The following is a 25,600-nucleotide window of genomic DNA, read 5'->3' on the forward strand; positions in this document are numbered from 1 at the left end:
TATGTTGTTTGCAACACTATTTAAGGTTAAGGATGTAATGATGGGGCTTCTTTCCTACAGCGTAAAAGCAGGCTTTGCCATTCACTTTCATGCCATTCCCTGTGGCGCTATAGTCGTTCAACCCGTAGTTAGCTCGGACTTTATAACAATTTTTGCTTTGGCACATCGAAATAAATTTGTCAGAGGACAGTACCGGACGTAGAGGCAAACGAAAGCGTCCGACTTTGAAAAGTACATCTCCGGAGGATACACCTGCGGGTAGTGTGAAGTAGGCTTCACCCGTTTGAGGTGACCCGGAAATGACTTGGCAATTGGCCCACGCCTTTTCCTCCAGGGCTGACTGGTTGCTGGACGGAGCCGGGGCTGGTGCAGGTGGCTGCTTTATTTTCTCCAATACTATTGCTAATCGCTGGTCGCTGGAGCGCAAGTCGGCAGTGGTGGATTGGGATATATAGCCGGGAGCGGACACCTCAAGTTCATATTGACCTGCATTGAGTGACATGCCCGCTTGGTAAGCAGTGCCTGTGGAGGGAATCCGGATGCTTGCCGATGAAGGAGAAGTATTAACCCACAATTGGTATTGTTTGGATTCGGGCGTCAGCGTCACACTGACAGTCTGATTATTCTGAGATAGATCAACCCAAATAGACTGCTCGGTATAGCCCGTTGCAGATATCCGGACCTGGTAACGTTGGGCAGGTAACTCCACACCGGCAGCGTAATTGATTTTGCTGTTCAACAACTCAATTGTAGCGAATTGAGGATCCGCATTGATCCATAGTTTATGGGTCACCAACGAAGTCGGTGGTGGCTTTGGCGTGGGGGGGGAAGAGGGCGGGGTTTGAGTTTCAGGCGTCGCAGGTGTTGGCTCTGATTTAACAATGCTATCTTTTTCCGGTTTTAGGTTGTTTCCTACGAAGAAAAGCGATGCCAGCGCTACACAGATGAGCACGAGCAAACTAGCGATAATCCACTTTGTATTGTTGGTCGGTTTTACATCTGCCACGCTCTCTTTCGCCGGTTCTTTCTGGCGTACCATTTGCGTAGGAACGTCATCGTCAGCAATCGTAGTGTCTGGGTCAATGTTCGTTTTTCCGCTAACGTGAACGGATCTACCTTGCAACGCAAGCGCAGTGGTTTCTGCGTCCTGAAAACGATCCTCTTCGTTTATTTTCAAGCATTTATCAATGGCTTCGAGGAAAGCAGGGGAATAGTGTCCTGAGCCAAGTTCTAAGGCAGAGGTCATCGGATCCGGGTGCTGTCGCAGAAGGGCATTTAGGCGAGTTTCTACGGGGATCGGATTCTTGCCACTCAGTATGCGCCACATTATTCCTCCGACAGCATGAATGTCTGTCCAGGGGCCGAGATGCCCGTCGGAATGTACCTGTTCGAAAGCGGCATACCCCACACTATAGGGTGCGTTGGATTTACTGTGCTTACTGAAATTTTGTTTGGCAGCACCAAAGTCAATGAGCACGGGGTCCTCCGTACCTCGTCGCATAAAAACGTTACCGGGCTTAATGTCACGATGAAGCACACCATGGTCGTGAATCATTTTTAATCCATCGAGCAGGGGCAAAATAATCTGCAATATTTCTTGTTCGGATAAGGGGCGGTCAGCTTGCTGCCTCAGTCTGATCAACTCATTGAGTGGCATGCCGTCTTCAAATTTCATTACTAGATAGGCTGTGCCATTGGCTTCAAAGAAATCCCGGCAAGAAACGATATTCGGATGGTGATCAAACTGCAGCAACTGCTTGGCTTCAGCCAGAAAGCGTGTCATGCCCTCTTCATAGTCTTCCTGTTCACTGGTGCCCAGGGGGAAGACTGTGGCACCGTCCCGGGTAGCAATTTCCTGGGGTAGGTATTCTTTGATTGCAACGACAATTTCATCAAGATGCTGGTGACGGCCTTTATAGACGATGCCAAAGCCACCGTAACCCAGTACCGCTTCTATACGGAACTGTTGCAATACGGTACCAACGGGTAACGCTAATCTATGCTCTGAGGTTGACAATATAATATGCTCCCACCACCAACAGGGTTGTGATTGACGCTACTCCATGAAAATGACTTTGCAACTAATTGTTCCTATCCGAACTCTGTCGTTGGCTCGAATAGGGCTCGGTGTCCCTGGTTTTAAATTAATATCATTAATTGAACTCCCATTAAAACTCCCCAGATCTTCAAAATACACGGTGCCTTCGACGAGTGTGATCCGGATATGCTGACGGGAAATCTGTTCCAGATTTATAACATAGTCTGAATTCTGGACAGATCGCCCCAGAATTTGTCCGTCGGATGCCTGGGCCAACGCTTTACCATTAATCTTAACCCTGAATTTGTTCTGATCTTCATCCGTTCCAACTAACAGAATATCGTTAAAGCTGGCGCTTGCTTTCTCAAGTTCAGATTGTGCAGATTCGTTCTTAGCCAATTCTACAGTCAGCTGTTGTTTATTAGATAGCGATTCTTTTTCAATTACTTTCATCGCTTGCTTTTTCTTACGCAGGCTGATCAAGGCGACCAAAGCAATTGTCAGTGTGAGAATGCCAAGTCCGGAAATGATATAGGTCTGTTTTTTTCGGGCATTCTCTTCAGCCACTTTTGCCTGGCGAATTTCTTCGTCTTTTTTTGCCTTTTGTTGCTCAAGTGCTTTTTGCGCTTCAAGGGCTGCTTCATTCTTTTTGATTTCTTCTTCTAGCTGTTCTGCTTTACGTTTGAGATCTTCTTCCTGCTCCTTGTTTCGTGCCTCAAGCTCTTTTTGTAATATCTCCAGATCCGATTTTTGTTTTTCTATAACAGCCTGCTTCTTGGCTATTTCTTCAAGTGCCTTATTCTTAGATTGTTTTTCTATTCGTTCTTTTTCCAGCAGGTCCTGAACCGATAGGCAGACGTCCCTGGCTTCACTATATTGAATTTTGTTTTTTTCCAGGAATTGCTTCAGGGTTTCAACATCGCCAGTGAGACTAAACTCTGTGGAAGGGGCTAGTTTTTGATCCAGGAAGCCACGTTTTGGATTTTGGCTGATACCTGCTAACTCGCTACAGTTATTGAGAAGTGGAGCGCCAAATTCATTTTCTTTTACTTGAATGGTGTGCCTAACCCTGGCTGAGCCTTGTCCGGGCGGCAGGATGGAATGCACAGTGCCCTGGCGGTTGGTGTTTTCCAGAAACTGGAGTTTAACTTGTCTTCCAGGTTGCACGCCTTCTCTAGCGAGGACGAAGGGCTCGCCGGACAAGCCTTTAGCTGAAATGAGCGCTAAATCTGCATCCTTATTGGTGCTAATGACGTTACCGATAATGGTGGCACCGGTTTTTTCATCAGAAACTTGCAATTGATCTCCCAGATCAATAAACAGATTGTTCATAAGTAACACTTCATCAGAGACCAGTGATGCCATCCCATGTTGAACCGCTTCACCTTTTTTGATTGCCGATATCTTAACTACCGTTGCCGCCTGTACACTGGCAATCAACACAGGTGATGCGCAAAATAGGATCATCGTTTGCAGTAAACGACTTTTCATCAAAAAGTTCTCCAATATCAAAGTAGAGTCTTCTGGGGCGTTCAGCGGGATCGTGCCGTAACAACCTTGTTTATTCCGGATGTATCCCCTGATGACTGTTCAACCGGACCCGTTACCCGCAGCGCAATAATGGATGCGTTGTCCTGACTCAATTTTCCTGCTTGTTCGATCGAGTCCAAAACTTTACTAACGAATGTGTCTGTGCTGTCTTCGGCTGCATCTGAATGCTTTGAAAGGGATAACAACTGCTGCTCTGAACAGGTTTCGACGCCATCGCTAGCGATAATTACCCAATCGCCTTGTTGTAATGGCGCAGGTGATTCTGGGGCATCAAAGATGGTTATGTCTTCACCCAGTACGGCTTCAAGTAATTGTGATCGATCGGGAGAAATCGCAGCGTCCTCTGCAGATAGCTGGCCGGCCGCAACTTGCTCTGCCAATTTCGCTGCCATCGAGTGGTTTTCATTGATGCGTTTGACGCAATCATGACGAATTAACCACATCGGGCTGTCACCTACGCTCAGCCATTGAATAGAATCACCGTCGTAGACGACTGCAACCAAGGTTGTTCCCATCCCCTGCATATGGGGTTGCTCTGATATATATTGGTATAGGGCAAGGTTGGCTGCTTCCAACGCATCCAGCAAACGTTCTCTCATGTTGGGTGCAGTAGAATTATTGATAAAGCTTTGTTTAAACTCTTCAACAATTAACTTGCTAGCGATTTCTCCACCCGCCTGTCCCCCCATCCCATCGGCAAGCAGTAACAATCGGAATCCGTTGGGCCATGTCAGGACTGCGACTGTATCCTGCTGGCTTTCTCGGGTGCCTTGCATTTGCGCCCAGGCTAAATCAATTTTCAGCATTCGGTTGGCCCGCATTTAATCCCATGTGAAGCCTTCGCCGCACAGCGGAACGAAGCGCAAAACCGTATCGCCCAATAAAATATGGCTATAAGGCTCCAATTCCATCGGCGTTAATACGGGGGCTTCGTTTACATAAGCCAAATTAGTACCGGAACCCTGCTGGATATAGAACCGGTTGCCTCGGGGATCATAAGTCACCATCGCATGATTGCTTCTTGATATCTGACTGTCGCCGAAGTCCACACTTACTCGTTCGTTGGGGCTGCGCCCAATGCTATTTTGACCGTATCCAAGCTTTACAAAGTTGCCTTTACCCGGACCTTGAATTACAACTAACCAGCCTGCAACAGGATCGGTCATTGCATCTGCGCCATCCACCGATTCGGCAGCTGAAATCTCGGTTTGGCCGGATGAAGAAATTGGCTTTCTTCTACCACGGTTAATGACCGTGGGCGGATCATCATCCGGTACGATTTTGTTTGTTGCGGTCTGGTCTGGGATAACAGAACGCTTAGGTGGCGCTGTGGGTGGATCATCGGGAAACAGGGTATTGGGAATGGTGACCGGCTGTGCTTGTTGCCCGCGGGGAGGTAGCGTCGGGTCTTCGCCACCTGTGCTGGTACCGCCCTTGGGTTGTCGGTCTCTTTTCACCGTAGATGGTATATCGATGGGTACACCATCCGGCCCTCGTTTGATTGCCATATTGTCCTCCGGGCTTATTTTTCTTCAAACAGTCGGTTGATTAAATTATCGATGCAGTATTGTCCTGCAGCATTAAGGGCCATTTCTTCTCTGCCTTGGGTAAGATGCAGGAAAAAAACCAGAATTGCCGACATAAGCAGTGCGACCAAAGTGGTATTAAAGGCGATGCCGAGTTTGGTGGTCAAACCACCCATCCATTCCTTTATTTCACTTCCACCTGAGCTGATGTCCGGCATATGGCTGGCGTCGGATAGGGCTAGTGCTATTCCGATTACGGTTCCGATAAATCCCAGTGTGGGTATTAACCAGACCACATACCTTAACATATTGTATTTCAGATCAATTTCATGTTGCATTAGCTCCATGCTTGAGTTGAGTAAACTGTTTGCCTGATCAATAGACTGGCTGCTTTGGAACTGCAGAATAACGCGCTTCGATAAGCGTTGTAAAAAATAAAATCGGGACTGTTTGCGTTCGTAAATTGTCTTGTAGATAGGTACAAGATCTTTTGAGCGCAGCATAGTGTCATCTTCTTCGGGTAAAATGTTCAGGTGCAGTTGCGATGCTTCTTGGTTTGCCCGGCTTAGGCGTATAAGCAATTCGCCTAAGCCGATGAAAAACATGACCCACATGATGTTCTGTATGGTGAACGGGTAGATAGGGTTGCTGCGGTCGAACAAGACGTCCGGGATTCTCATTTCCCCGGTAACTTCCTCAGCAGGCGGCGCTAGTAACGAGCAAATAGCAATAAACACAATGGAGATGAGCAGCGCCATTAATGCTCGGATCACTCTTGCTTTTTGTTCTTCCAATTCAAGAGGGTTCATTCTGGTTCCTCGTACGTTGTTGCCGCTCTATCCCAATTGAACTTCAGGATTTTTTAATCTCGCCGGTTGTAGCATTGCGCCGGGGTTTAACCGAAAGAGGCTCATACGCGTCGTTTTCCGGTGGGTATTCAGGCTTGGCTTTATTTCGGTCAATAAACGACAATAGCGTTGCAACCGGTATTTTTTGTTTGCCGAATGCGACGAGATCATCCTGCGTCACATAGCCTTGTTGTAGTGGTTGCCATTGTTCATTACGCCAGACAAAAGTCCCCCAGGAAGAGCCGCAGTCGATGATAAAGAGGCGGTTCTGGCTACTCCGAGTAGCTTCGGCGTGCAAGCGGGACACAGATTCATGATCAATCACATAATCCATAGTGGCCGATCGCCCGATAGTATAGGTGGTAAACATGAATTATCTCCCTCATACCCCAAATGCCCTGTTGATCGCGCATTCCACTGCCGCGGCCAGCTTAGCTGATCAATTTAATAAAAGGGTGCGCCGGATCTAAATATAGAACTTATCAACAATTCAATTATCTGTTCCACGCCACATTCTGCCAACCGATTGCTCAATTGTGAAGCTCTAATTACGTAACTCAGCATTCTTGGTGCCGGTCGAGTTCGGTTGGGCGCACCAAGCGGTAACAAGATGGTAGGATTAAATTAGTGGTATACCGATTTAATATACTGATGTATGTTTTTAACCAGACTGTGCTCTGTGAGCTTTTAAGCACGCATTGGGAAATTGTTCGTGATGGCTAAATCTTACTCTTCAATCGGCATCAGTAATATCGGTCAGCGTGAGGAAAACCAGGATCGATATAAGATCCTAGGTTTGGGTCTGGGCGATGAATGGCTGATTGTAGTGGCTGACGGTTTAGGAGGTCATAAAGGAGGGGCTATTGCCGCAGAAGCAATAATTGATGCGGCATCTCGGTGCTGGCAAGATCGGGCACGAAAGCCCGACAACCAAGCGTTCCTTCTGGATCTGGTACAAGCGAGTCAACAAGCAGTTCAGCAGGCTGCAATGGTATCAGGGCTTGAGCCCCGTAGTGCTATTGCGGCTCTGATGATCCGTAATGATCAGGCTATCTCAGTACACGTAGGCGATTGTCGGGTTATCCAAATCCAGGACGAAAAGTTTATCAAGCGAACGCTGGACCATTCTGTCGCACAGATTCATGTACTACAGGGCAGAATTAATGATGATGAAATGGGAGATCACAGAGACCAGAACAGGCTGACCTCCTGCATAGGTGGAGATGAGGGGCCCGACCCTGAATTAGAGCGTTGGGATATGAGTGAGCATTGCACTTTTATCGTATGTTCCGATGGGTTTTGGGAGCTATTTACCCAGGAGGAGATGATTGAGTTTGACAAGCTTGCTCTTACTCAGGCTAATCTGGAAAATCTTGTTCAAGAGCGGATTGACGCCCGAACTCAACACGACAATACAACAGCGGTGTTGCTGCGGTTGCGGTCGTTGCCGGTGTTGCAACCACGGAAAAAACCTGAAAAAAAGCGACGTGGAGTTCGAACCAAATGGTTGTCGCTTCTATTAATCGGTCTGCTTCTTGTTGGTGTTTGGCTGCTATTGCAAAAGCACAATCGCACCTCTAACCAGGACGCTGCTGTGCCGGTTGGTGCTTTAACGGAGTCCTCAGGCCCGCCCGCAGAAGATGAGGCGCTAGCGCCCATGCCTGGCGAGATTGATCAGATTTTTGAATCAAGGAAAGAGGGCGGCTTCAGAGAGACAGAAAACAACCGGAATCCGGGCCCGGCGCCCATTGATACTGTCAACAAAGAAGTGAGCGAGCCGGTGGATAATATAGACCAGGTCGCTGAAAAAACGGGTGACGTGCTGCGAAGAGACGGCCTGATAGGTACAAATGACAGCCTCCTTAGCGACTCGGGCGCAGGCACTGCTGTAGGTGAAGCGAAGATTATCAGGATGCAGCAAGAGTATAAAGGGGTGCCAGTTTATTCTGCTGAACTGCGTGCTACCGTTAAAGGCGGAAAAATAATTCATATATCGGGTAAACCCGTCTCTGACATTGAGATTGATATTAAACCTGTGTTGACTTACTCAGAGGTAATAGAACGCTATAAATCTTCGATAACGCAGAATATCAAGGCTGAAAAAACAGGCCAGTTATTGATCTTCAAGGAGCAGAAAAATTATCGGTTGGCGTGGAGTGGTATTGTAACAACCGATGGTGTTGATGGAAAAAATATATTTAGCGCAGATGATGCTTCTCTGCTAGTTCGCGAAGAATTGATTTCTCGCGGAAACGAGGCCGTTGGCACGGAATTTAAGGAAAAATAGTTCAATTAACCAGATCCTGTCACAGGATCCAATCGGGATTGATTTGTTTTGAAAAGAGTCAAGACAATATTCTGGCTGGCTTGTCTTTATTTGACTGTGTGCGCGTTTTTTGTAAAGGCAGAAGGAGAGCAGAGGAATGACCGGGTGGGAGCTGATGGAATACCGGGTATTGACCTGGATTTTCCCGCTTCCGCTCGTTCTTTGCATTCGGTAGAGGGAGTCAACCAATGGTTACAAGATGAAGTAGCGACGCGCTTGGGCTTAATGGCGTCTGATCGGATTGCGATTGCTGGCAGAAGTCAGCATTTGAACGGTTATACCATTTACCCTGTGGTTCAATCTTTCCAAGGGAAGCCGGTTGACGGCCATGAGTCACGCCTGGTAACAGACAAGGACGGTGTTCCCCTGTTCCTGATGGGGCGGCACAACGGCTATGGCGCCGCAGCGAATTCTGAGCCTTTGATCCCGATAAGCAAAGCCCTGGAAAATGCTGGTCACGTGGAAGAAACGAAATACCAGCATGAACTGGTCTATTGGCGGGGGGGCGGTGAAAAATTAATACTGGTATATAAAATTGAAGGTCAATTTGATGCTAAGGATGCGCCCGGCTATCAGCGAGTCTATGTGGATACGGAAAGTGGGGACATAATCAGGAGAGTGCCCCTACTGCATTCGGCGATGAACCGAAAAGTTTATAATTTTAAAGCCGCTTGCGAAAAAAGCCGTATATCCACGCCCGTACCACCCCTGGTCTCGAATTATTTGCTTAATGTGGCTGTGACTAATTATGCCCGATTAGAAGGTCAGTCGCGTTCCGGAAACGACAGTGTTGATTCAATCTATGACCTATTGGAATACACCTATCAATTTATAAACGCGGTTTATGGCTTGGATAGTCTGGACAATGCGGGGATAGCGCTAAAGGTGTTTGCTAATGTTCACTATCATCAATTAGTGCCCGGTAGTATTCAGTGTGTAGGTGACGTATTTAATGCTGCTTGGGTGCAACCAACCAGCTCCTTATCACTCACCGCAGACGCTTATCGCTATGTAGAAGTAGTTGCCCATGAGCTGGGGCATGGGATTATTGGTCATGGCAGTGGCCTGGTCTATGAAAATGAATCGGGTGCGCTGAATGAGTCTATTGCGGATTCTATAGGCGTCGGATTTCGTGGTTGGTATGAATTTGGCAATAAGAGTCCCAATTTACCTCAGATTGCGAATGATTTATGGCGAATTAGAGGTCCGGATGGCGATCTTAGAAATATGATGCTGCCGAAGTTGGCGGGTCAAAATTATCCGGATCATTATGAACAGTATGCTCGGATGCAGGCAGATTACGGCGGGGTGCATGTCAATTCTTCCATCATGAATGTTGGCTTTTATCTTTTATCTCAAGGGGGCCAGCACCCCAGGCTGAAGTCTGGACAATCTGTTGCAGGGATAGGATTGATAAATGCCACCCGAATTTACGCTCTAGCCGGCGCTAGTGTCCTTACTTCTCACTCAAATTTTGCTGATGCCCGTTGCGGTTTCGCTCATATAGCTGAGTTGCAGCACGGGAAAAATTCTGCAGAATGGAAAGCGGTACATCATGCTATGGATGCGATTGGGATTCCCAATTTATGTGCTGCATCTCCCGCTCCGCAAGCGCCAGTTCCGGCCCCTGCACCACCACTTCCTGAGCCTGATGGTACCTCTGTTCCTGCACCACAGGAACAAGAAAGGAAATCGCAGAATAAAATGCCAGGTGATGATGCCAGCGGAAACAGTAAGGCGGTTGCAATTGCCTTGCTAGTGGGATTAGCGGTAGCTGGGTTTGCCTTGCTACGGGCATCAACACGTAGGGAAGCAGACTCGATAGATCCGTCGTACCGGGCAGATGGCCATTCCAAAAGTACGATCGATAATCGATCGTCAGCACAGGCCGCTGTCGATCTACCCAGAATTAAGGAAACGAATGCCCCTATTGTCATCGACGCGAAACCGAAATCGCGGAATGATTCGTTTGCAGTTCTGGTCCCATTGGACGGCAGTGAACCTATACCGTTAACGACCCGGTTTCTTAAGTGTAAAGAGGGCTTGGTGATAGGCCGGGCGCTGGATCTAGTGCATGTTGAAATGAACAGTGAAATGGTCTCAAGGCGCCATTGTCGTCTGAAGTTAAGAGAGAGTATGTTGTTCGTGGAAGACCTGAATAGTAGCCACGGTACCAGCCTCGAAAGCGTTGCACTGAAACCTTTCGAAGCGAAACAATTTTCCCTTGGGCAGATCATCAGCATTGCCGGTTACAGCTATGTATTGAAAGACCGCCGGGCGTTATAAAACCATGTCGACATCGAAACTGAAAGTTTACCCAGGAAGGAGTTAACGGTGACTGAAAGCAAATCTTTTGATGGGCTGGATCTGCATATAATGAATGAAGGAAGGTTGCTTCAGGTCTATTCGATTGTTAAAGAAGGAGAATATACTCTCGGCCGTAGTGAAACATGTACATTCAGAATTAATAATCCAAGTCTTTCACGCAGTCATATTGCTCTGAATTTCAGTTCAGGGCAGATTTCTGTTCGCGATAGCAGTACCTACGGATCTGAAATCGGGGGGAAATCTTTAACCTCTGGTCTGCAATACAAGATCGAAAAAAACACGTATATTGATCTTTCAGAAGGCGCGATTACGCTCTTTTTGGATGTTGAAAAATACGTTCATGGTACACAATCAGATAATCGCACATCCAACTACAGCTCCGGTGTTGAGCAGGCAATCACTGAAGTTAACGATGTGATTGCCGAGCTCCGTTCCAAAAGAGAGTTACTCATAGGGAGATTGTCGGATGCTGACATCGTCTTGTCCTCCTTACAGGTATCCCGGCGCCATGCCATGCTCAGATTGGAAGGCGAATCCATTTCCATAGAGGATTTAGACACTACAAATGGGACTTTCGTAAACGGTCAGCTTATTTCCGGTAAGGTGTCAATAAAACCCTCGGACCAGATTACCATCGGAGCGGTTTCCTTCGTGTTGGAAGCGGGCATTGTGAATCAGCAATATGCCATTGTTGCCAAGAATATTGAAAAAGTATACCCGAAGGGATTTGTAGGCCTGCAAAAAATGACGATCAAGGTCCCGAAAAACGAGTTTGTCGCTCTGATGGGGCCGTCGGGGTGTGGAAAGTCCACCTTGCTCAAATGCCTTAATGGCGCAAATCCTGCTACTGCAGGTGAGATTTACATACTTGGACTGCAGCTCAATAACGAGAATTTTCAAAAGCTTAAACGAAATATAGGCTATGTACCCCAGGATGATATAGTGCACAGGGAGCTATCGGTTGAAAAGACTTTGTATTTCGCTGCTAAGTTGCGAATCTCCGGCGATGTTACTGATGCTGAAATAGACGAGAAAATTACAAGTGTACTTAAAAGCCTTAATTTGGATCCGGCAACCATTAGGGGCACTAAAGTAGCAGACTTATCCGGCGGACAACGAAAACGGATATCAATCGCCGTCGAATTGCTTAATGATCCTGCCATTTTGTTTTTGGATGAGCCTACATCACCTTTGGATCCCGAAACCATCGAAGATTTTTTGCATTGTATAAGAGGTTTGGTTCGGCAAGGCCAGACGGTCATCATGGTGACCCATAAACCCTCCGATCTAGATTATGTTGATAAAGTCATTTTTTTATCTAAAGGTGGATATCATACCTATTTCGGTGATAAAGACGGTGTGCTTACCTATTTCGAGAGATCGGATATCATCAAAATCTATTCATTGATGAAAGATGATGCAGTGGGTAAAGAGTGGAGTGCGCGTTTGAACGAGGGTCGACAAGCTGTCACTGATACGCAGACGCCGGTGCCACTGAATTCACAGAAAAACAGTTCTCGATTTAGCCAATTTTATTGGCTCTCTATGCGATATTTGCATATTAAATGGAATGATTTGTGGAATCTGATTTTATTGATTGCTCAGCCTTTTATTATTGCGCTTCTTTTAATATTTATTTTTAAGCATTTGCAATTCAGCGTTTTATTTATGATGTCTATTTCCTCGGTCTGGTTTGGTGTGAGCAATGCATCAAAGGAAATTGTTTCTGAATTGCCAATTTATGAACGGGAACGAATGTTTAATTTAAGCATTACCAACTATATATTTTCCAAAGTTGTCATTCTTAGTCTGATTGCTTTTATACAGGTTCTTATATTTGTGTCGATTATTCATTTCAACTTTTCTTTGAGTGATGCTGATGTTGGGTTGTGGCGGTTTTGGAGTCATGTGGGGTTTATGTTGTGCCTTTCTATTTCCGCTACTCTGTTGGGATTATTGTTGTCCGCCATTTTCAGGAGCTCCGAAAAAGTTATGACGGTTGTACCCATTGCTTTAATACCCCAGATTATGCTCGCCGGGATAATTGCTAAGATGGATACAGAGCTAAAAGTTTTTTTAAGTTATCTTACCTTGGGCCGCTGGGGCACCGAAGGTTTTGCTTTTTTACAGGATAGTGGCGCTAAATCCACTGGGCATTGGGTGGACGAAGAGAATACCATACCCGCCGGAGTGATGGAGTTTTCTCCTCGCTTACTCGCGATCGATGGTCATGGAGATCCACTGCCTACACCCGAGATTGAAGTAACCTTGCAGCCGCAGTCTGCCGTGGACCAATTGAATTTCTATATTGATGGAAAACACCTGTGGGACGCTATGCCCACCAATATTTATACTGTCTATGCGGCAATAATGTTGTTAGGCGTTATTTCATTTGTTGGAATATATTTGTCTTTAAAGAATAAAGATAGCCGTTTCGTGTAAAACATAACATTTAAGGCTCACGTTCCTTTTATTTTGAGAGAGTTCACGCATGAAAATACGTAGTCGGGAAATTAACATTTTCAGCATGTCCGCGCTTGATTTGTTCGCGTCTGCTCTGGGGGCCTTTATGTTTTTAGCTATCATAGCATTGCCTTATTTTCCTAATACGGGTGATTCGGCAGAGCGGATAGCGGATGTTAAAAAGGATCTTGAGGCGAAGGAGAAGGAACTGGAAGAAGAAAAAGAGCAAAAGAAGGCGATTGAGAAGGCGCTGCAAGAGGAAAAAAGCACATCTAAAATTTCCTTCCCGGCGATGGATATTGTGATTGCTCTGGATACCACTGCCAGCATGGATAAGCAGGTGGCGGGTATTCGTAGTGAGATTGTTCAGCTTGCCGATTTGATTATGAAGCTTTCACCTGATGCTGCTATGGGAATTATAGATTTCAAAGATCGATGTGAGCCTCGGGGGGCAGTTCGAAGCCTCCAGATTACGAAGTTGACGGCGTCTTCACTTTCGTCACTGCAGAGTTTTACAAATACAATGACTCCTAGATCGAATCCTTGTAACTTGGATGTCGAGGAAGCTGTGGACCAAGCGCTTCAGGTTTCCCTCTCTATGCAGTGGCGCCCGACATCTAAAGCAAAAACTATTATCATAATTACCGATAACGCGGCCTATCCGGAAAAAGTTAACTCCACCCTTTCAACTGCTCAGAGTTTTCATCGCGGTGGGGAAAAGAGCCAGGTTTCAACGGTTTTTGTTTACACCGATTCACGGGCAGGTGGGCAAAGTTATTTAAAACGATTGGCGCAGGAAGGTGGCGGTAAATTTGTCACCGGTGGCGGCTCGTTTACTGCGACTATCTTGTTGGCTTTGGCGGAATAGCTTTAGTGTGGTCGTCTATCTACTTGCACTGATAAACCTGAAGCTTCTTGAGTTGAGTCAACCAACGGTATGTTAGTGAAAAGCCAGGCCAGTTCGTGCTGTTGTGACCCGCTGCGTCGATGTACCAACTGTTGCATTGGTGCCAGACATGGAGTTGGAGTTGCTGTTGAATACGCCGGTTAAACTCCCTGAACACGGTTTCGTTGATTTCAATGGTATTTGCTTTTTCCTTCTGCATGCGCCGCAGACAACGCATGATGTGGGCTATCTGACTTTCCAGCATATAGATAATGGAGTTATGCCCCAGGTTGGTGTTGGGTCCATAGACCATAAAAAAGTTGGGGAACCCGGGTACGGTTATACCCAGATAGGCCTGTGCCCCGTTCTTCCACGCCTGGTTGAGGTCGCGGCCGCGACGCCCTACGATGTTCATCGGTGCAAGAAATTCCGTTGCGGCAAACCCGGTTCCGAAAATAATAATATCCACCGGGTGGTGTTTGCCGTCCGAGCTCAGAATGCCGGTTTCGTCAATACACTCTATATCGTCGGTAATCAAATTCAGATTGGGTCGTGCGATGGTGGCCAGATATTCATTTGACATCAGGATCCGTTTGCAGCCAACCGGGTATTCCGGCGTTAATCGGGCCTGCAGATCGGTGTCCGTTATCTGTTGTTTCAGCATGCGCCGGAAGGGCGCATTTACCAGCGGCTGCATCAGAGCAGACAGCCGTGAAAAGGCCAACGCGCGGGACTCCAGTTTGAAATAAACGCTGGCCCGATACAGCTTCATTAGCCACGGAATATTTTCAAACAGGAGCTGTTCAAAACGGGTATAACGTCGCTCAGGTCGTGGAATCAAATAGGGCGGCGATCGTTGAAATAAATCGAGCTGTGTCACCTGTTTCGCAACCTCCGGTACAAACTGGACAGCCGAGGCGCCAGTGCCAATCACAGCGACCCGTTTATTTTTCAGTACCGCCCGGTGATTCCAGCGAGCGGAGTGAAACCAGGTTCCTCTGAATTTTTCCAGCCCGCTCAGTGGCGGGATAGATGGCCGGTTGAGCTGCCCGGTGGCGGTAATCAACACTTTGCTTAGGAGGGTGTTACCGTCTCGTGTGTGCACTTTCCATAGGCCCCGCAGTTCATCGAATTCAGCTTGATGGACTTCAGTGCCGTAACGGATATGGCGTTGCAGATCCAGGCGATCCACACAGCCTTGCAGGTAATCCAGAATTTCGGCCTGTGGGGAGAAGACGGAGCTCCACCGCGGGTTCGGGGCAAAGGAAAATGAATACAGGTGGGACGGAACATCGCAGGCAGCGCCAGGATACGTGTTGTCGCGCCATACGCCGCCGATGCTTTGCTCTTTCTCCAGCAGAATGAAATTAGAAATGCCTTGTCTGCGAAGCGAAACAGCCATGCCAATTCCGCCAAAACCACAGCCGATGATAATGACCCGGTAAATATTTTCAGTTTGTACCATAATGCTGTGTTTGGTTGGCCTCGACATCGGTGAGTTGAGAGGGTATCCGGCTTTGGCCGCGAACAAGGTCGACTACGGCTTGGTCGTCTATACCCATCCGGCAAGTGCCCACCGGGTGATAAACCGTATCCACTCTTTGCCGCAGAATTCTGCGTATATCGTTATCATTGTTAATGTTGAGCGGGAACACGTACTTCAAAATCTGTTGTTTTAGTGAAGGTGCATCAAGCAGTCGTTGTGTCAGTTTATACCCTGCCACCAGATCTTCCACATCCTGAGGATCGTGCAAAAAAGCCGGGTCAATCAACGGTGGCTCTTGCGGGTCTGCACTTTGCAGGCGCACGCTGCCGTGGCTACGCGGCCGCAACAGGCAAACGTGGCAGGAAAAGCCCTTTTTAAAATGGAGGTTGCGACCGTGGTCGTCCACCAGGCCGGTGACCAGATGCAGTTGCAGGTCCGGCCTGTCCAGTTGCGGCCGGGATTTCAGAAAGGCACCGGCTTCCGCAAAATTAGAGGTTAATGCGCCACGACGTTGGCGGTAGTAGCGCCAACTTTCCCGGCCGAGACGGTTGAATCCTGAGGCGGTGAATGAAAAGGTGTCGGGATTCTGGGTTGTCATGCCGAAAACAAAGTCCGGGTGGTCGCGCAGGTTTTTGCCTAATTTGGGCAGATGGTGCGCCAGGGGAATGCCGTGTTGGACCAATTCTTCTCGCTCGCCGACACCCGATAGCATTAATAATTGCGGCGTTTTAAAAGCGCCGGAGGCCAGAATGACTTCTTTACGGGCGCGTACAATTCGTTGCCGCTCACCCTGGCGGTATTCCACTCCGACGGCGCGGCCATCTTCAAACAGGATGCGCTGTGCCAGCGCCAGGGTTGCTACTTTCAGATTGGGCCGCTGCAAGTGGGGTAGCAGGTAGGCACGAGCCGCGCTCCAGCGTTCGCCGTCTTTCTGGGTAACCTGGAACACGCCGACCCCTTCTTGTTCTGCGCCATTAAAGTCGGCGGTGACGGGTAATCCGGCTTCGCGGGCAGCGTCGGCAATATAATGATGGAAAGGACTGTCGGTCCGCAGATCGCTCACCCAGAGCGGGCCATTTTGTCCATGGTATTCGTCGTTCAAGCGTTCGTTATGCTCGCTGAGGCGGAAATAGGGCAGCACATCCTGATAAGCCCAGCCCTCGTTTCCCAGGGCGGCCCAGTCGTCGTAATCAGAGGGGTGGCCGCGGATATAGACCATCGCGTTTATGGCTGAGGAGCCGCCCAGGCACTTGCCGCGGGGCTGAAAACCCTGGCGGCCTCCAAGGCCGGGCTGTGGGACTGTTTCCAGAGCCCAATTGTTGAGCCTTTTGTTGGCCAATATGGCCACGGCACCCGCCGGGATATTGATGAGCGGGCTACTACCGCCAGCGCCGGCCTCCAATAGGCATAGGCTGACAAAGGGTCTTCGGTTAAGCGTCCGGCCATCACGCAGCCGCCAGAGCCGCCGCCGACCACCACATAATCAAACCATTCACTCATACCCGTTACTCCTTATTATTTTCCCCCAGTGTACAGGGATCAGCGGTTCCCGGAACCAATTTGAGTGATTTGAAGGCAGGCAAAATGGTTAAGGTTTTCAGAGTGTGGTTGATTTTACTCTGTCGGTTTGGTATAAAGCAGCCCCTCTCAGCTTCTGTGTGCAGACCATTGCAGAGGCGATTGAACCAGTTAAACAGTTTTATAGTAATTTCTAGGTTGTGTCGGACAGCGATATAGCCGATTTGGAGACGAGTAATGGCTAAGGTTTGTCAGGTGACCGGTAAGCGTCCGATCACTGGAAATAATGTTTCACATGCGAACAATAAAACCAAGCGCCGTTTTGAACCCAACCTGCACCACCATCGCTTTTGGGTTGAGAGCGAAAAACGCTTCGTAAGGCTACGTGTATCGGCTAAAGGTATGCGTATTATTGATAAAAAGGGCATCGATTCTGTTTTAACAGAAATGCGAACCCGCGGTGAGAAAGTATAAGGAGTAAGAATCATGCGTGACAAAATTCGATTGGTTTCCAGCGCGGGTACAGGTTACTTCTACACAACCACCAAAAACAAGCGCACCATGCCTGAGAAAATGGAGATCAAAAAATTCGATCCCGTTGTTCGCAAGCACGTAATGTTCAAGGAAGCTAAAATCAAGTAATTGATTTTTAAGGTATTCCTAAAAAGCCGGGTCAGCTTCAGCTGATCCGGCTTTTTGCGTTCTGCGAATAATGTCGGGTTTACCTTCCTGAAATTTCTGCCACACTTTATCCATATGCTTAGAACTTGGTCAGAATGGTAAACCAATATGGAAATTTATCTGGCGCGGCAGCCGGTGTTCGATCGCGACATGGTTGCGATTGCCTATGAGCTGCTGTTCCGCAGTGGTAATGTCGCTCACGCAATTATTGATGATCCGAATGCCGCGTCTATGAAGGTGCTGGCTAATGCTTTCTCCGAGATTGGTCTGGACACGATCACCAGCGGTAAACCGGCGCTCGTGAATATTACCCATGACATTTTGGCAAAAGGGGATCTGCCGAAAGGTCTGCACGCCTTGTTGATACCCGAAGTATTGGAAACCGTCGTTGTTAATGGCGATGTCATCAGTGAAGTGGAGAACCTGGTGGAGCTGGGTTACAAGGTCGCGCTGGATGACTTTGAATATTCTGAAGCCTGGAAGCCCCTGTTGCAGTATGCGGATTACATTAAGCTGGATGTGATGGCGTTGGGGGTGGAAGGGGTTGAAGCGCAGTTAAAGTTGCTCAAGGCCAGTGGTGTACTGAGGGGCAAGCTGGTGGCAGAGAAAATTGAAACCTACGAAGAGTTTGAAATCTATAAAGCGATGGGGTTTGACTATTTTCAAGGCTATTTCTTGTGCAAGCCCCACCTGGTGGTGGGTAAATCCATTCCGGCATCGCAGCAGGTCCTGGTCTCGCTATTGGGCGAGTTAGGGGGTGATGACTATGATGTGGAAAAAGTATCGTCCATCATCGCCCAGGATCCACGCTTGTCCTACAAACTGTTAAGGGTCGTCAATTCCGCCGCTTTCGGTTTGCCACGTAGGGTCACATCGATTGAAGATACAGTGGTGTTTCTGGGAGCGAATGAATTGCGACGCTGGGCGGGCATGCTAGCGTTAGCCGGAGTGGATAATAAGCCTAACGAGTTGCTGCTAACCGGGATCAAGAGAGCGAAAATGTGTGAGTTCGCTGCTAAATCACTGAAGCGTTCCAATCCCGGCAGTTATTTTGCGGCGGGCCTGCTGTCGGTGCTGGACGCACTGCTCGATCAGCCACTGGACTTGCTGATGAAGCAGATGCCGCTGTCACCGGAGCTGGAACAGGCATTGCTGGAGGGTGGGGGTGAGCTAGGACAGATTCTGTGTGCGGTGATTGCCTATGATGAAGGTCGTTTTGATAAGGTGTCGCCCATGGGGTTGGATGCGAATCAGATGTGGGAGATGTACCTTGACGCCGTGCAGTGGGCTGAGAAAGTGAGCCAGAGCATGAGCGCCCCCCATTAACCATGACTCAGTTGTAAATTGCCCCATTTGTCCACCTGAGCCCGCCAGCCGGTGGCAACCAGCGTTGTCGACACGGTTTCCGTTATCAGTGCCGGACCATGAATTGTTTGTCCGGCAATCAAATCCGGTCGCCAATAAATGGCTACAGGCTTCTCAATGCCGGTTAGCCTGACCTCTTCTTTCGCCGAGGCCGGTGCGCAGCCCTTCGGGTTCGTTGCCCAGGGTGGCAGTTGCTCCACTGCAGCAGGTGCGCTGACCTGGCAGCGTAAATTCACCAGTTCAACCGGCATTGCCAGTCGGTGCCCGTAGCGCATTTCATGCTGCCGGTGAAAGCCCTCGGTTACTGCCTTGAGATCGTTTTTCCATCCTAGATTGAGGTAAAAGCGCTGCCCTCGATAGCGCAGATCCAGGCTCAACTCGCAACGAATTTCATCCTGCTCTATCCCCTCATCCAGTAATTGATTAATGCCTCGTTGTTGCAGTGCCGCCAATGTCTGCTCCAGTTGGTCGAGGTCGATGGATTCTGATAGGCCTTGGTGGCCGGGGCTGAGGGTGTCGGTGGTGCCGATGGTGCGATACGCCTGAGAAAGTTGGCGGGATTTGGGGGCTACTACCATACCCAGAGCCGATAACACCCCGCCCTGATTCGGTACGATTGCCTGCTTGAGTTCCAGTGCCTCGGCCAGGGCGCACACGTGCAAGCCGCCGGCTCCGCCGAAACAGCACAGTCGGAATTCATCCAGGTGGTGGCCGCGTTCAATGGAGATCACCCGTAATGCCCGCACCATATGCTCATTTGCAATCCGAATAATGCCTTCGGCGGTTTGTTGGCGGCTCAGGTTCAGTTCGGTGGCAAGGGCGTCCATGGCGTGCTCTGCGGCTACCAGATCCAGGGCCATGTCCCCGCCCAGAAAGTACTTCGCCTGCAAGCGCCCCAGCACGGCGTTCGCATCTGTAACAGTGGCGCGCGAGCCGCCCTGTCCGTAACACGCCGGTCCCGGATTAGCACCGGCAGACTGCGGTCCTACCTGCAGCATGCCCCCGGCATCGGCATAAGCGAAAGAGCCGCCGCCAGCACCGATGGTGTGCATATCAACCTGAGCAACCGCCACCGGCCACGGCCCGATATGGCCCTCATTGGTCAGTTGTATGCTGCCGTCAATCAAGGAAACGTCGGTCGAGGTGCCACCCATATCAAAGGTAAGCAATTTTGTGAATCCGGTTTGTTTGCCCAGGAACTGGGCGGCCGCCAAGCCGCCAGCAGGCCCGGACAACAACATATTCACCGGCATGTTGCCAGCGTACTCGGCGTCCATCACCCCGCCGGTGGATTGCATTACCGCTAACGGGCTTGGGCTCACGCCATTGAGTAAACGCCGTAAATAGTGCTGAACTTTGGGGCCCAGACTGGCATTCAGCCAAGTGGCGATCGCGCGCTCGTACTCCCCGGATTCCGGCAATACCTCATGGGACGCACTGACAAACCACCGGTCTTGCAGAGCCGCTTTCATTTTGGATTCCGGCTCGGGATTCAAAAACGAAAACAGTTGGGTAATCGCAACGGCCTCAACATTGGCAGCTTGCAGCCTTTCTTTTAGCTGTGCTAATTGTGCGTCGGTCTTTTTATCCGCCAACGGGTCCAGCAACCGCCCCGATGAATCCACTCTGCCCGGCATTTCAAAACACAATTCGGCCGCAACCGGAGGTATAACGGCTGCGGGTTGCAGATTATAGAGCTCGCGCCGGGTCTGGCGGCCGATGGTCATTAAGTCTTTGAAGCCGGTGTTGGTGATAAACGCCGTTCGAACCCCTTTGCCTTCCAGCGCCGCGTTGGTGGCAACCGTGCTGCCGTGAATGATGGCAACCCGCCCTGAAGCGACTGACTGTGTTAACCCTAGGGCGTCAATGCCCAGTAGGATGGCGCGTTCCGGTGCATCCGGTGTGGACAGTACTTTATGGATACGTAGCGGCGCTGACGGCTTCTGCGCGTCAAATAAAACAAAGTCGGTAAAGGTGCCGCCGGTATCGACGCCAAGTACCTGGAGGATGGGTTGAGGGTGCTGGTCAGAATCGATCATAAAGTAATGTAAAGGGCCGTCAACGCAGTGGGAAAGCGCCTAGTGTAACGCAGACGCAAGGGGATTTGGTGCTGAACCTCTCTGCCTGTATGCTAGCGCGATTTAGAATGGCGCGGGGGCCGTTATGCCTGAATTACCTGAAGTCGAAACCACCCGTCGTGGCATCCTGCCGCATATTGTAGAGCAGCGTGTGAAAACCCTGGAAGTCCGCCAAGCCAAATTGCGCTGGCCGGTACCGGACAGTATTCACCAGGTAGCTGGGAAAAAGTTGCTGGATGTGGAGCGGCGTGGCAAGTACCTGCTATTTCGGTTTCGCAATGGCACGGTGATCGCTCACCTGGGGATGTCCGGTAGTATGCGCATTACGGCGCCGGATGAGCCGCCGGGTTTTCATGATCACGTGGATATGGTGTTCAGTGACGGGCGCCGGTTGCGGTATTGCGATCCACGGCGTTTTGGTGCCTGGTTATGGACAGAGGAGGAGCCCACTGATCATCCGCTGATCGCGTCTTTGGGGCCGGAGCCCTTAACGGAGGCGTTTCACGCAACCTACCTGCACGGCAAATCTAGAGGCCGCAAAAGCAGTATCAAAGCCTTCATTATGGACAGTCATATCGTTGTGGGCGTAGGTAATATCTATGCTAATGAAGCGCTGTTTATGGCGGGCATTCACCCCAAGCGGGCGGCGGGGAAGGTGAGTGCTGCCCGGTATGAAAAATTGGTTCAGGCCATTAAACAGGTTCTGGCGGACGCCATCAATATGGGTGGCACCACCTTGCGCGACTTTGTCGGCGGAGATGGCAAGCCGGGCTACTTTCAGCAGACTTTGCGGGTTTATGGTCGTGCCAACAGGCCATGCCGTAACTGCCAAACGCCCCTCAAGGAAATCCGCCTGGGGCAGCGCTCTACCGTTTTCTGTAAACTGTGCCAAACTTAGAAGTCAGGATAATGGTTGTACCCTGGTGGCTTATGCCGGATAGGTGGGCCAGTGTGTTTAAAAATGCGATCCAGTACAAAATCCGTTCCGAAATCGGCGGTGAGTAGGGCGCAAAAGTGGATCGTTCTGCATTTAGGGAATACACTTAATCAAAGCACTTGGGTGGCTACCTTAAAGAATATTATAAAGAGGAATTATTATGCGCAGCCTTAAGAGCACTTTCAGATCCTTCGTAGTGGCATTGTCCGTGGCGTTATTTGCTGCGGCTCCGATTGTCGCCCAGGCTCAGACAGTGACAGATCGACCCACAGGATTGGAAATGGGTGGTGACATGATTTTAGTCAGACCCTTAACCTTGGCCGCAACCGTGATCGGAGCCGGTTTATTCATCGTCTCGCTGCCGTTTTCTGCGTTGGGCGGAAATGTGGGAGAGGCGGGTTCAACTTTGGTGGGAACGCCGTTTAAGTCTACGTTCATGCGCTGCCTCGGCTGCTCACAGAAGCACTTGCCAGCAGGAAACTACGAAGATTAACCCCTAAGGTAGCCGTTAAGTTCACGGAATAGCTTAGAAAATAGTGGTTTCGAAGATTGTGCATCCAGCCCTGCTAGTCAGGGCTTTTTGCGTTCTATGGTGATATTTCAGCGTAACCCAGGCGGCGCTTATCAGAGGCTGCTTCCACCTCACCGTTCTTTTGATACCAGCGTACGGTATGCATATCACCGTATTCTCGGCCAACGGACTTCAGGGTGTGGCCGCGTTTTTCCAGCGCCGCTTTCAATTTAGGGTCAAAGGCGTCGTCTTCGTATTGCACCACATCAGGGGCAAATTGGTGGTGGAAGCGTGGTCGATCAACCCAGCTCTGGATTCCTTTTTGATCGAGTGCTTCCAGTAAGCCCAAAAATACCATGGTGATAATGCGGCTGCCGCCTGGGGTCCCGATCACAGCAAGCTGTCGATTGTCTTTCGGGCCGAATTCCATAAAAGTGGGAGTCATGCTGGAAAGAGGGCGTTTGCCCGGCTCAATGGCATTGGCTTCCGAACCGATCAGTCCGTAGGCGTTGGGGCTGCCGGGCTTGGCGGAGAAATCATCCATTTCGTTGTTCAGCAACACCCCGGTGCCTTCGATAGTGACACCATTGCCGAAAGGCAGATTAATCGAGAGCGTTGCGGCGACTTGGTTGCCTTGTTTGTCAATGATTGAAAAGTGAGTGGTATGGGTGCCGGAGCCAACCTGTTTGGGCAATCCCAGGCTGCTACTGGGGGTGGCGTGGGCCATGGAAATGGAATCGGACAAATCTTGCAGATATTCTTCGCTGGTAATGCGATTAAGAGGGATTTTGACGAAATCGGAATCACCCAGGTACTCCGCACGGTCGCGGTAGGCCCTGCGCATCACTTCGATCAGTAAATGCGTTTTATCCGCCTCATTCATATCGCTGTATTTAAACTGGGACATCATGCCGAACATTTGCTGCAGCGCCACTCCTCCGGAAGAGGGTGGAGGAGCAGACCAAATGGTGGCACCCTGATAATTAAAGCGGATAGGGTCACGTTCCACCACGGTGTAATCCGCCAGATCCTGTTCTGTCCAGATGCCACCGTAAGCTTGCACCCCCTTGACCAGGCGCTTGGCGACGTCGCCTTTATAGAATCCGGCAAAGCCATCTTTGGCTAGTGCCTGCAACGTGTCGGCCAGGCCCGGTTGCCGGATCAGCGTGCCGATATCCATTTCTGCACCATCCAGAAGGAACAGGCGTTTGCTGGCGGGGTAGCGTTGCAAAACGGAGTGTCGCACTTTGGCAAGCTGGAGATACACTTTGTTGGCAGGGAAGCCGGTATCCGCGTAGTGAATCGCGGCAGCCAGGGTTTTGCCCAGCGGCAGGGTGCCGTAGTGCTCTGCAAGATGGGCCATGGCGGCGGCCTGGCCAGGTATGCCAGCGCTCAGTGCGGTATTGATGGCGAGATCGCGGTCGACGGCGCCTTTTTTATTCAGAAACATATCCCGGGTGGCGGCTGCGGGGGCTTTCTCGCGAGCATCGATCATTAACGTTTTATTGTTCTTGGCCTGATGCAGCATCCAAAAACCACCACCGCCGATCCCCGCACTATAGGGTTCCACTACGCCCAGCACCGAAGCGACCGTCACTGCCGCATCGAACGCGTTACCACCCGCTTGCAGGATCTCCAGGCCGGCTTTTGTTGCCAGGGGGTGGGCGCTGGCGACAGCATTGTGCTTGGGGGTCACGATATCCGCCTGCGCGACGGTGGTGAGCAAGATAAAACAGAAGGCGGTCAAGTTGGTGCGAAAGGTCATCCGTGCGTCCTGAAGGTAGTGACGATGGTAGTCTGGGAGGGGGTTAGCCCTCGGCTTGCAGGCGTTCGTATTTCTCCATCAGCTGGTCTTCGGATTCAACGTTTTCGGGGTCCAGCGGAATGCAGTCAACCGGACAGACCTGCTGACATTGAGGTTCATCATAGTGGCCCACGCACTCGGTGCATTTGGAGGGTTCAATGACATAAATTTCATCGCCCTGGGTAATAGCCCCGTTAGGGCATTCCGGTTCGCACACATCACAGTTAATGCAATCATCGGTGATCAGTAGGGCCATACAATGAATTCTCTCGTCTTACAAAAAGTGGTAATTCCGACAATGATAATGACTCTTTGGTTTACTTACCACCGGCAGGCATTAAGGCTATTCGCTGTGTTTGGAGCGCAGCGCCTGCAATACATGGGTTGGAACAAAGGGGCTGACATCGCCGCCCAGTGCCGATATCTCACGCACTAAAGAAGAGCTGATAAAGGAAAGGTGCTCCGAAGGGGTGAGAAAAGCGGTTTCAATTTCATGGTCCAAAGCGCGGTTCATGTTGGCCAGTTGAAACTCGTACTCAAAATCCGAAACGGCCCGTAGGCCTCGTAACAAGACATTGGCTTTTTCCTCCTGGCAAAAGAACACCAGCAATTTGGAAAAGCCTTTCACTTCGACGTTGGGCAAGTGGGAAACCGCTTCAATGGCCAGGTTGATGCGTTGTTCCAGGCTGAACAGCGGTTTTTTCTTCTCGCTGGACGCAATCGCAACGACGACCTCGTCAAATAGGCGCGATGCGCGTTCTACAAGATCCAGATGGCCATTGGTGAGGGGATCAAACGTGCCTGGATAGACGACTCGGGTGTGTGATGACATGACTTGCGTTACCCTTCCTATTGCACTACAAACGAGAATGCTAACAATGGAAGCGAAGGGTAACGTAAGCCAATTTGAACCACAAGGTTCAGACTGCGCGACGACGCGCCAGAACCAAACAAATTGCGCCCAACAATAACAGCCCTATAACTCCAAATTGATCGCCCAGTTGGGTCGACTCAACGGATTCTGTCAAGACTGGTTCGGCAAAGACAGGAGCGCAAAACAATGAAAACAAAACAACAATAAGAGAAAAAGATTTCATACTACGACTACTCCGGATCAATCCCTTAGAAAGCGAGCTTTTGAAAGCAAGCATTGTGCCAGCCTGGCTATAAGCAACTAATACAATAAGTTAAGTGTGACATTTTAGAGACAGCTTGAATTGATTGTAAAAAAAACCGACACTTAACATCCGGGAT

At 49.7% G+C, this 25,600-nt stretch carries 23 protein-coding genes; 9 read left to right on the forward strand and 14 right to left on the reverse strand.

What is annotated here, in order from left to right; genetic code table 11:
- Window positions 1-16: 16 nt before the first annotated feature.
- Genes FT643_RS08115 through FT643_RS08140 form a run of 6 tightly spaced genes read right to left on the reverse strand, consistent with a single transcriptional unit; the run spans window position 17 to window position 6,333 of the window.
- Window positions 17-2,017 (reverse strand): serine/threonine protein kinase, encoded by a 2,001-nt coding sequence (locus tag FT643_RS08115; protein ID WP_156870879.1) that lies wholly within the window; start codon window positions 2,015-2,017, stop codon window positions 17-19.
- A gap of 39 nt (window positions 2,018-2,056) precedes the next feature.
- Window positions 2,057-3,529, reverse strand: coding sequence for an FHA domain-containing protein (locus FT643_RS08120; protein ID WP_156870880.1), 1,473 nt, complete (start codon window positions 3,527-3,529; stop codon window positions 2,057-2,059).
- A gap of 41 nt (window positions 3,530-3,570) precedes the next feature.
- Window positions 3,571-4,395: a PP2C family protein-serine/threonine phosphatase gene (locus tag FT643_RS08125; protein WP_198043406.1), complete on the reverse strand. Its 825-nt coding sequence runs from the start codon at window positions 4,393-4,395 to the stop codon at window positions 3,571-3,573.
- Between the two features lie 15 nt (window positions 4,396-4,410).
- The gene (locus tag FT643_RS23120; protein WP_198043407.1) at window positions 4,411-5,097 is read right to left on the reverse strand and encodes an FHA domain-containing protein; all 687 of its coding nucleotides are present in this window, start codon (window positions 5,095-5,097) and stop codon (window positions 4,411-4,413) included.
- A 14-nt stretch (window positions 5,098-5,111) separates the two neighbouring features.
- Entirely contained in the window at window positions 5,112-5,924 is an 813-nt protein-coding gene (locus FT643_RS08135; RefSeq protein WP_156870882.1) for a MotA/TolQ/ExbB proton channel family protein, read from the reverse strand.
- 43 nt (window positions 5,925-5,967) lie between these two features.
- Window positions 5,968-6,333 carry an FHA domain-containing protein gene (locus FT643_RS08140; protein WP_156870883.1) on the reverse strand — a complete coding sequence of 122 codons (366 nt, stop codon included), beginning with the start codon at window positions 6,331-6,333 and terminating at the stop codon, window positions 5,968-5,970.
- A 345-nt stretch (window positions 6,334-6,678) separates the two neighbouring features.
- On the opposite strand from FT643_RS08140, the gene FT643_RS08145 reads away from it, so the two are divergent.
- The 4 genes from FT643_RS08145 to FT643_RS08160 all read left to right on the forward strand — a co-directional run bounded on the left by FT643_RS08145 (window position 6,679) and on the right by FT643_RS08160 (window position 13,948).
- Complete coding sequence (locus tag FT643_RS08145) at window positions 6,679-8,250, forward strand: PP2C family protein-serine/threonine phosphatase (protein WP_198043408.1); 1,572 nt, start codon at window positions 6,679-6,681, stop codon at window positions 8,248-8,250.
- A 144-nt stretch (window positions 8,251-8,394) separates the two neighbouring features.
- Complete coding sequence (locus FT643_RS08150; RefSeq protein WP_156870885.1) at window positions 8,395-10,575, forward strand: M4 family metallopeptidase; 2,181 nt, start codon at window positions 8,395-8,397, stop codon at window positions 10,573-10,575.
- Between the two features lie 48 nt (window positions 10,576-10,623).
- A complete protein-coding gene (locus FT643_RS08155) occupies window positions 10,624-13,059 on the forward strand; it encodes an ATP-binding cassette domain-containing protein (RefSeq protein WP_156870886.1) in 2,436 nt (811 codons plus the stop codon).
- A 49-nt stretch (window positions 13,060-13,108) separates the two neighbouring features.
- On the forward strand, window positions 13,109-13,948 hold the full coding sequence (locus tag FT643_RS08160) for a VWA domain-containing protein (protein WP_156870887.1): 840 nt from the start codon (window positions 13,109-13,111) through the stop codon (window positions 13,946-13,948).
- Window positions 13,949-13,967: 19 nt separating this feature from the next.
- On the opposite strand, the gene FT643_RS08165 is transcribed toward FT643_RS08160, so the two are convergent.
- Genes FT643_RS08165 through FT643_RS24010 form a run of 3 tightly spaced genes read right to left on the reverse strand, consistent with a single transcriptional unit; the run spans window position 13,968 to window position 16,952 of the window.
- Window positions 13,968-15,458: a flavin-containing monooxygenase gene (locus tag FT643_RS08165; protein ID WP_317621984.1), complete on the reverse strand. Its 1,491-nt coding sequence runs from the start codon at window positions 15,456-15,458 to the stop codon at window positions 13,968-13,970.
- Entirely contained in the window at window positions 15,418-16,791 is a 1,374-nt protein-coding gene (locus tag FT643_RS08170; protein WP_411267802.1) for a GMC family oxidoreductase, read from the reverse strand. Before FT643_RS08170 ends, FT643_RS08165 begins: the two co-directional genes overlap by 41 nt.
- On the reverse strand, window positions 16,677-16,952 hold the full coding sequence (locus FT643_RS24010) for a hypothetical protein (RefSeq protein WP_411267806.1): 276 nt from the start codon (window positions 16,950-16,952) through the stop codon (window positions 16,677-16,679). Before FT643_RS24010 ends, FT643_RS08170 begins: the two co-directional genes overlap by 115 nt.
- Before the next feature lie 255 nt (window positions 16,953-17,207).
- On the opposite strand from FT643_RS24010, the gene rpmB reads away from it, so the two are divergent.
- The 3 genes from rpmB (at window position 17,208) to FT643_RS08185 (ending at window position 18,977) form a co-directional block, all read left to right on the forward strand.
- Complete coding sequence (gene rpmB / locus FT643_RS08175; RefSeq protein WP_156870889.1) at window positions 17,208-17,444, forward strand: 50S ribosomal protein L28; 237 nt, start codon at window positions 17,208-17,210, stop codon at window positions 17,442-17,444.
- Window positions 17,445-17,456: 12 nt separating this feature from the next.
- A complete protein-coding gene (gene rpmG / locus FT643_RS08180; protein WP_156870890.1) occupies window positions 17,457-17,612 on the forward strand; it encodes a 50S ribosomal protein L33 in 156 nt (51 codons plus the stop codon).
- A gap of 147 nt (window positions 17,613-17,759) precedes the next feature.
- Complete coding sequence (locus tag FT643_RS08185) at window positions 17,760-18,977, forward strand: EAL and HDOD domain-containing protein (protein ID WP_156870891.1); 1,218 nt, start codon at window positions 17,760-17,762, stop codon at window positions 18,975-18,977.
- On the opposite strand, the gene FT643_RS08190 is transcribed toward FT643_RS08185, so the two are convergent.
- Window positions 18,974-21,055 (reverse strand): hydantoinase/oxoprolinase family protein, encoded by a 2,082-nt coding sequence (locus FT643_RS08190; RefSeq protein ID WP_156870892.1) that lies wholly within the window; start codon window positions 21,053-21,055, stop codon window positions 18,974-18,976. The two genes, FT643_RS08185 and FT643_RS08190, sit on opposite strands and share 4 nt — an antisense overlap.
- 124 nt (window positions 21,056-21,179) lie before the next feature.
- On the opposite strand from FT643_RS08190, the gene mutM reads away from it, so the two are divergent.
- Together mutM and FT643_RS08200 are read left to right on the forward strand one after the other, a co-directional pair.
- Window positions 21,180-21,992, forward strand: a complete 813-nt coding sequence (gene mutM, locus FT643_RS08195) for a bifunctional DNA-formamidopyrimidine glycosylase/DNA-(apurinic or apyrimidinic site) lyase (RefSeq protein ID WP_156870893.1) — start codon at window positions 21,180-21,182, stop codon at window positions 21,990-21,992.
- A 199-nt stretch (window positions 21,993-22,191) separates the two neighbouring features.
- The gene (locus FT643_RS08200) at window positions 22,192-22,524 is read left to right on the forward strand and encodes a hypothetical protein (RefSeq protein WP_156870894.1); all 333 of its coding nucleotides are present in this window, start codon (window positions 22,192-22,194) and stop codon (window positions 22,522-22,524) included.
- 94 nt (window positions 22,525-22,618) lie between these two features.
- On the opposite strand, the gene ggt is transcribed toward FT643_RS08200, so the two are convergent.
- The 4 genes from ggt to FT643_RS08220 form a co-directional block, all read right to left on the reverse strand.
- On the reverse strand, window positions 22,619-24,307 hold the full coding sequence (gene ggt / locus FT643_RS08205; protein ID WP_156870895.1) for a gamma-glutamyltransferase: 1,689 nt from the start codon (window positions 24,305-24,307) through the stop codon (window positions 22,619-22,621).
- Window positions 24,308-24,350: 43 nt separating this feature from the next.
- Entirely contained in the window at window positions 24,351-24,602 is a 252-nt protein-coding gene (locus tag FT643_RS08210; RefSeq protein ID WP_156870896.1) for a YfhL family 4Fe-4S dicluster ferredoxin, read from the reverse strand.
- Window positions 24,603-24,689: 87 nt separating this feature from the next.
- Window positions 24,690-25,178: a pantetheine-phosphate adenylyltransferase gene (coaD, locus tag FT643_RS08215; RefSeq protein ID WP_156870897.1), complete on the reverse strand. Its 489-nt coding sequence runs from the start codon at window positions 25,176-25,178 to the stop codon at window positions 24,690-24,692.
- Between the two features lie 88 nt (window positions 25,179-25,266).
- Window positions 25,267-25,443 (reverse strand): hypothetical protein, encoded by a 177-nt coding sequence (locus FT643_RS08220; RefSeq protein WP_156870898.1) that lies wholly within the window; start codon window positions 25,441-25,443, stop codon window positions 25,267-25,269.
- Between the last annotated feature and the right edge of the window lie 157 nt (window positions 25,444-25,600).

It is taken from the genome of Ketobacter sp. MCCC 1A13808, assembly GCF_009746715.1.
Lineage (GTDB): Bacteria > Pseudomonadota > Gammaproteobacteria > Pseudomonadales > Ketobacteraceae > Ketobacter.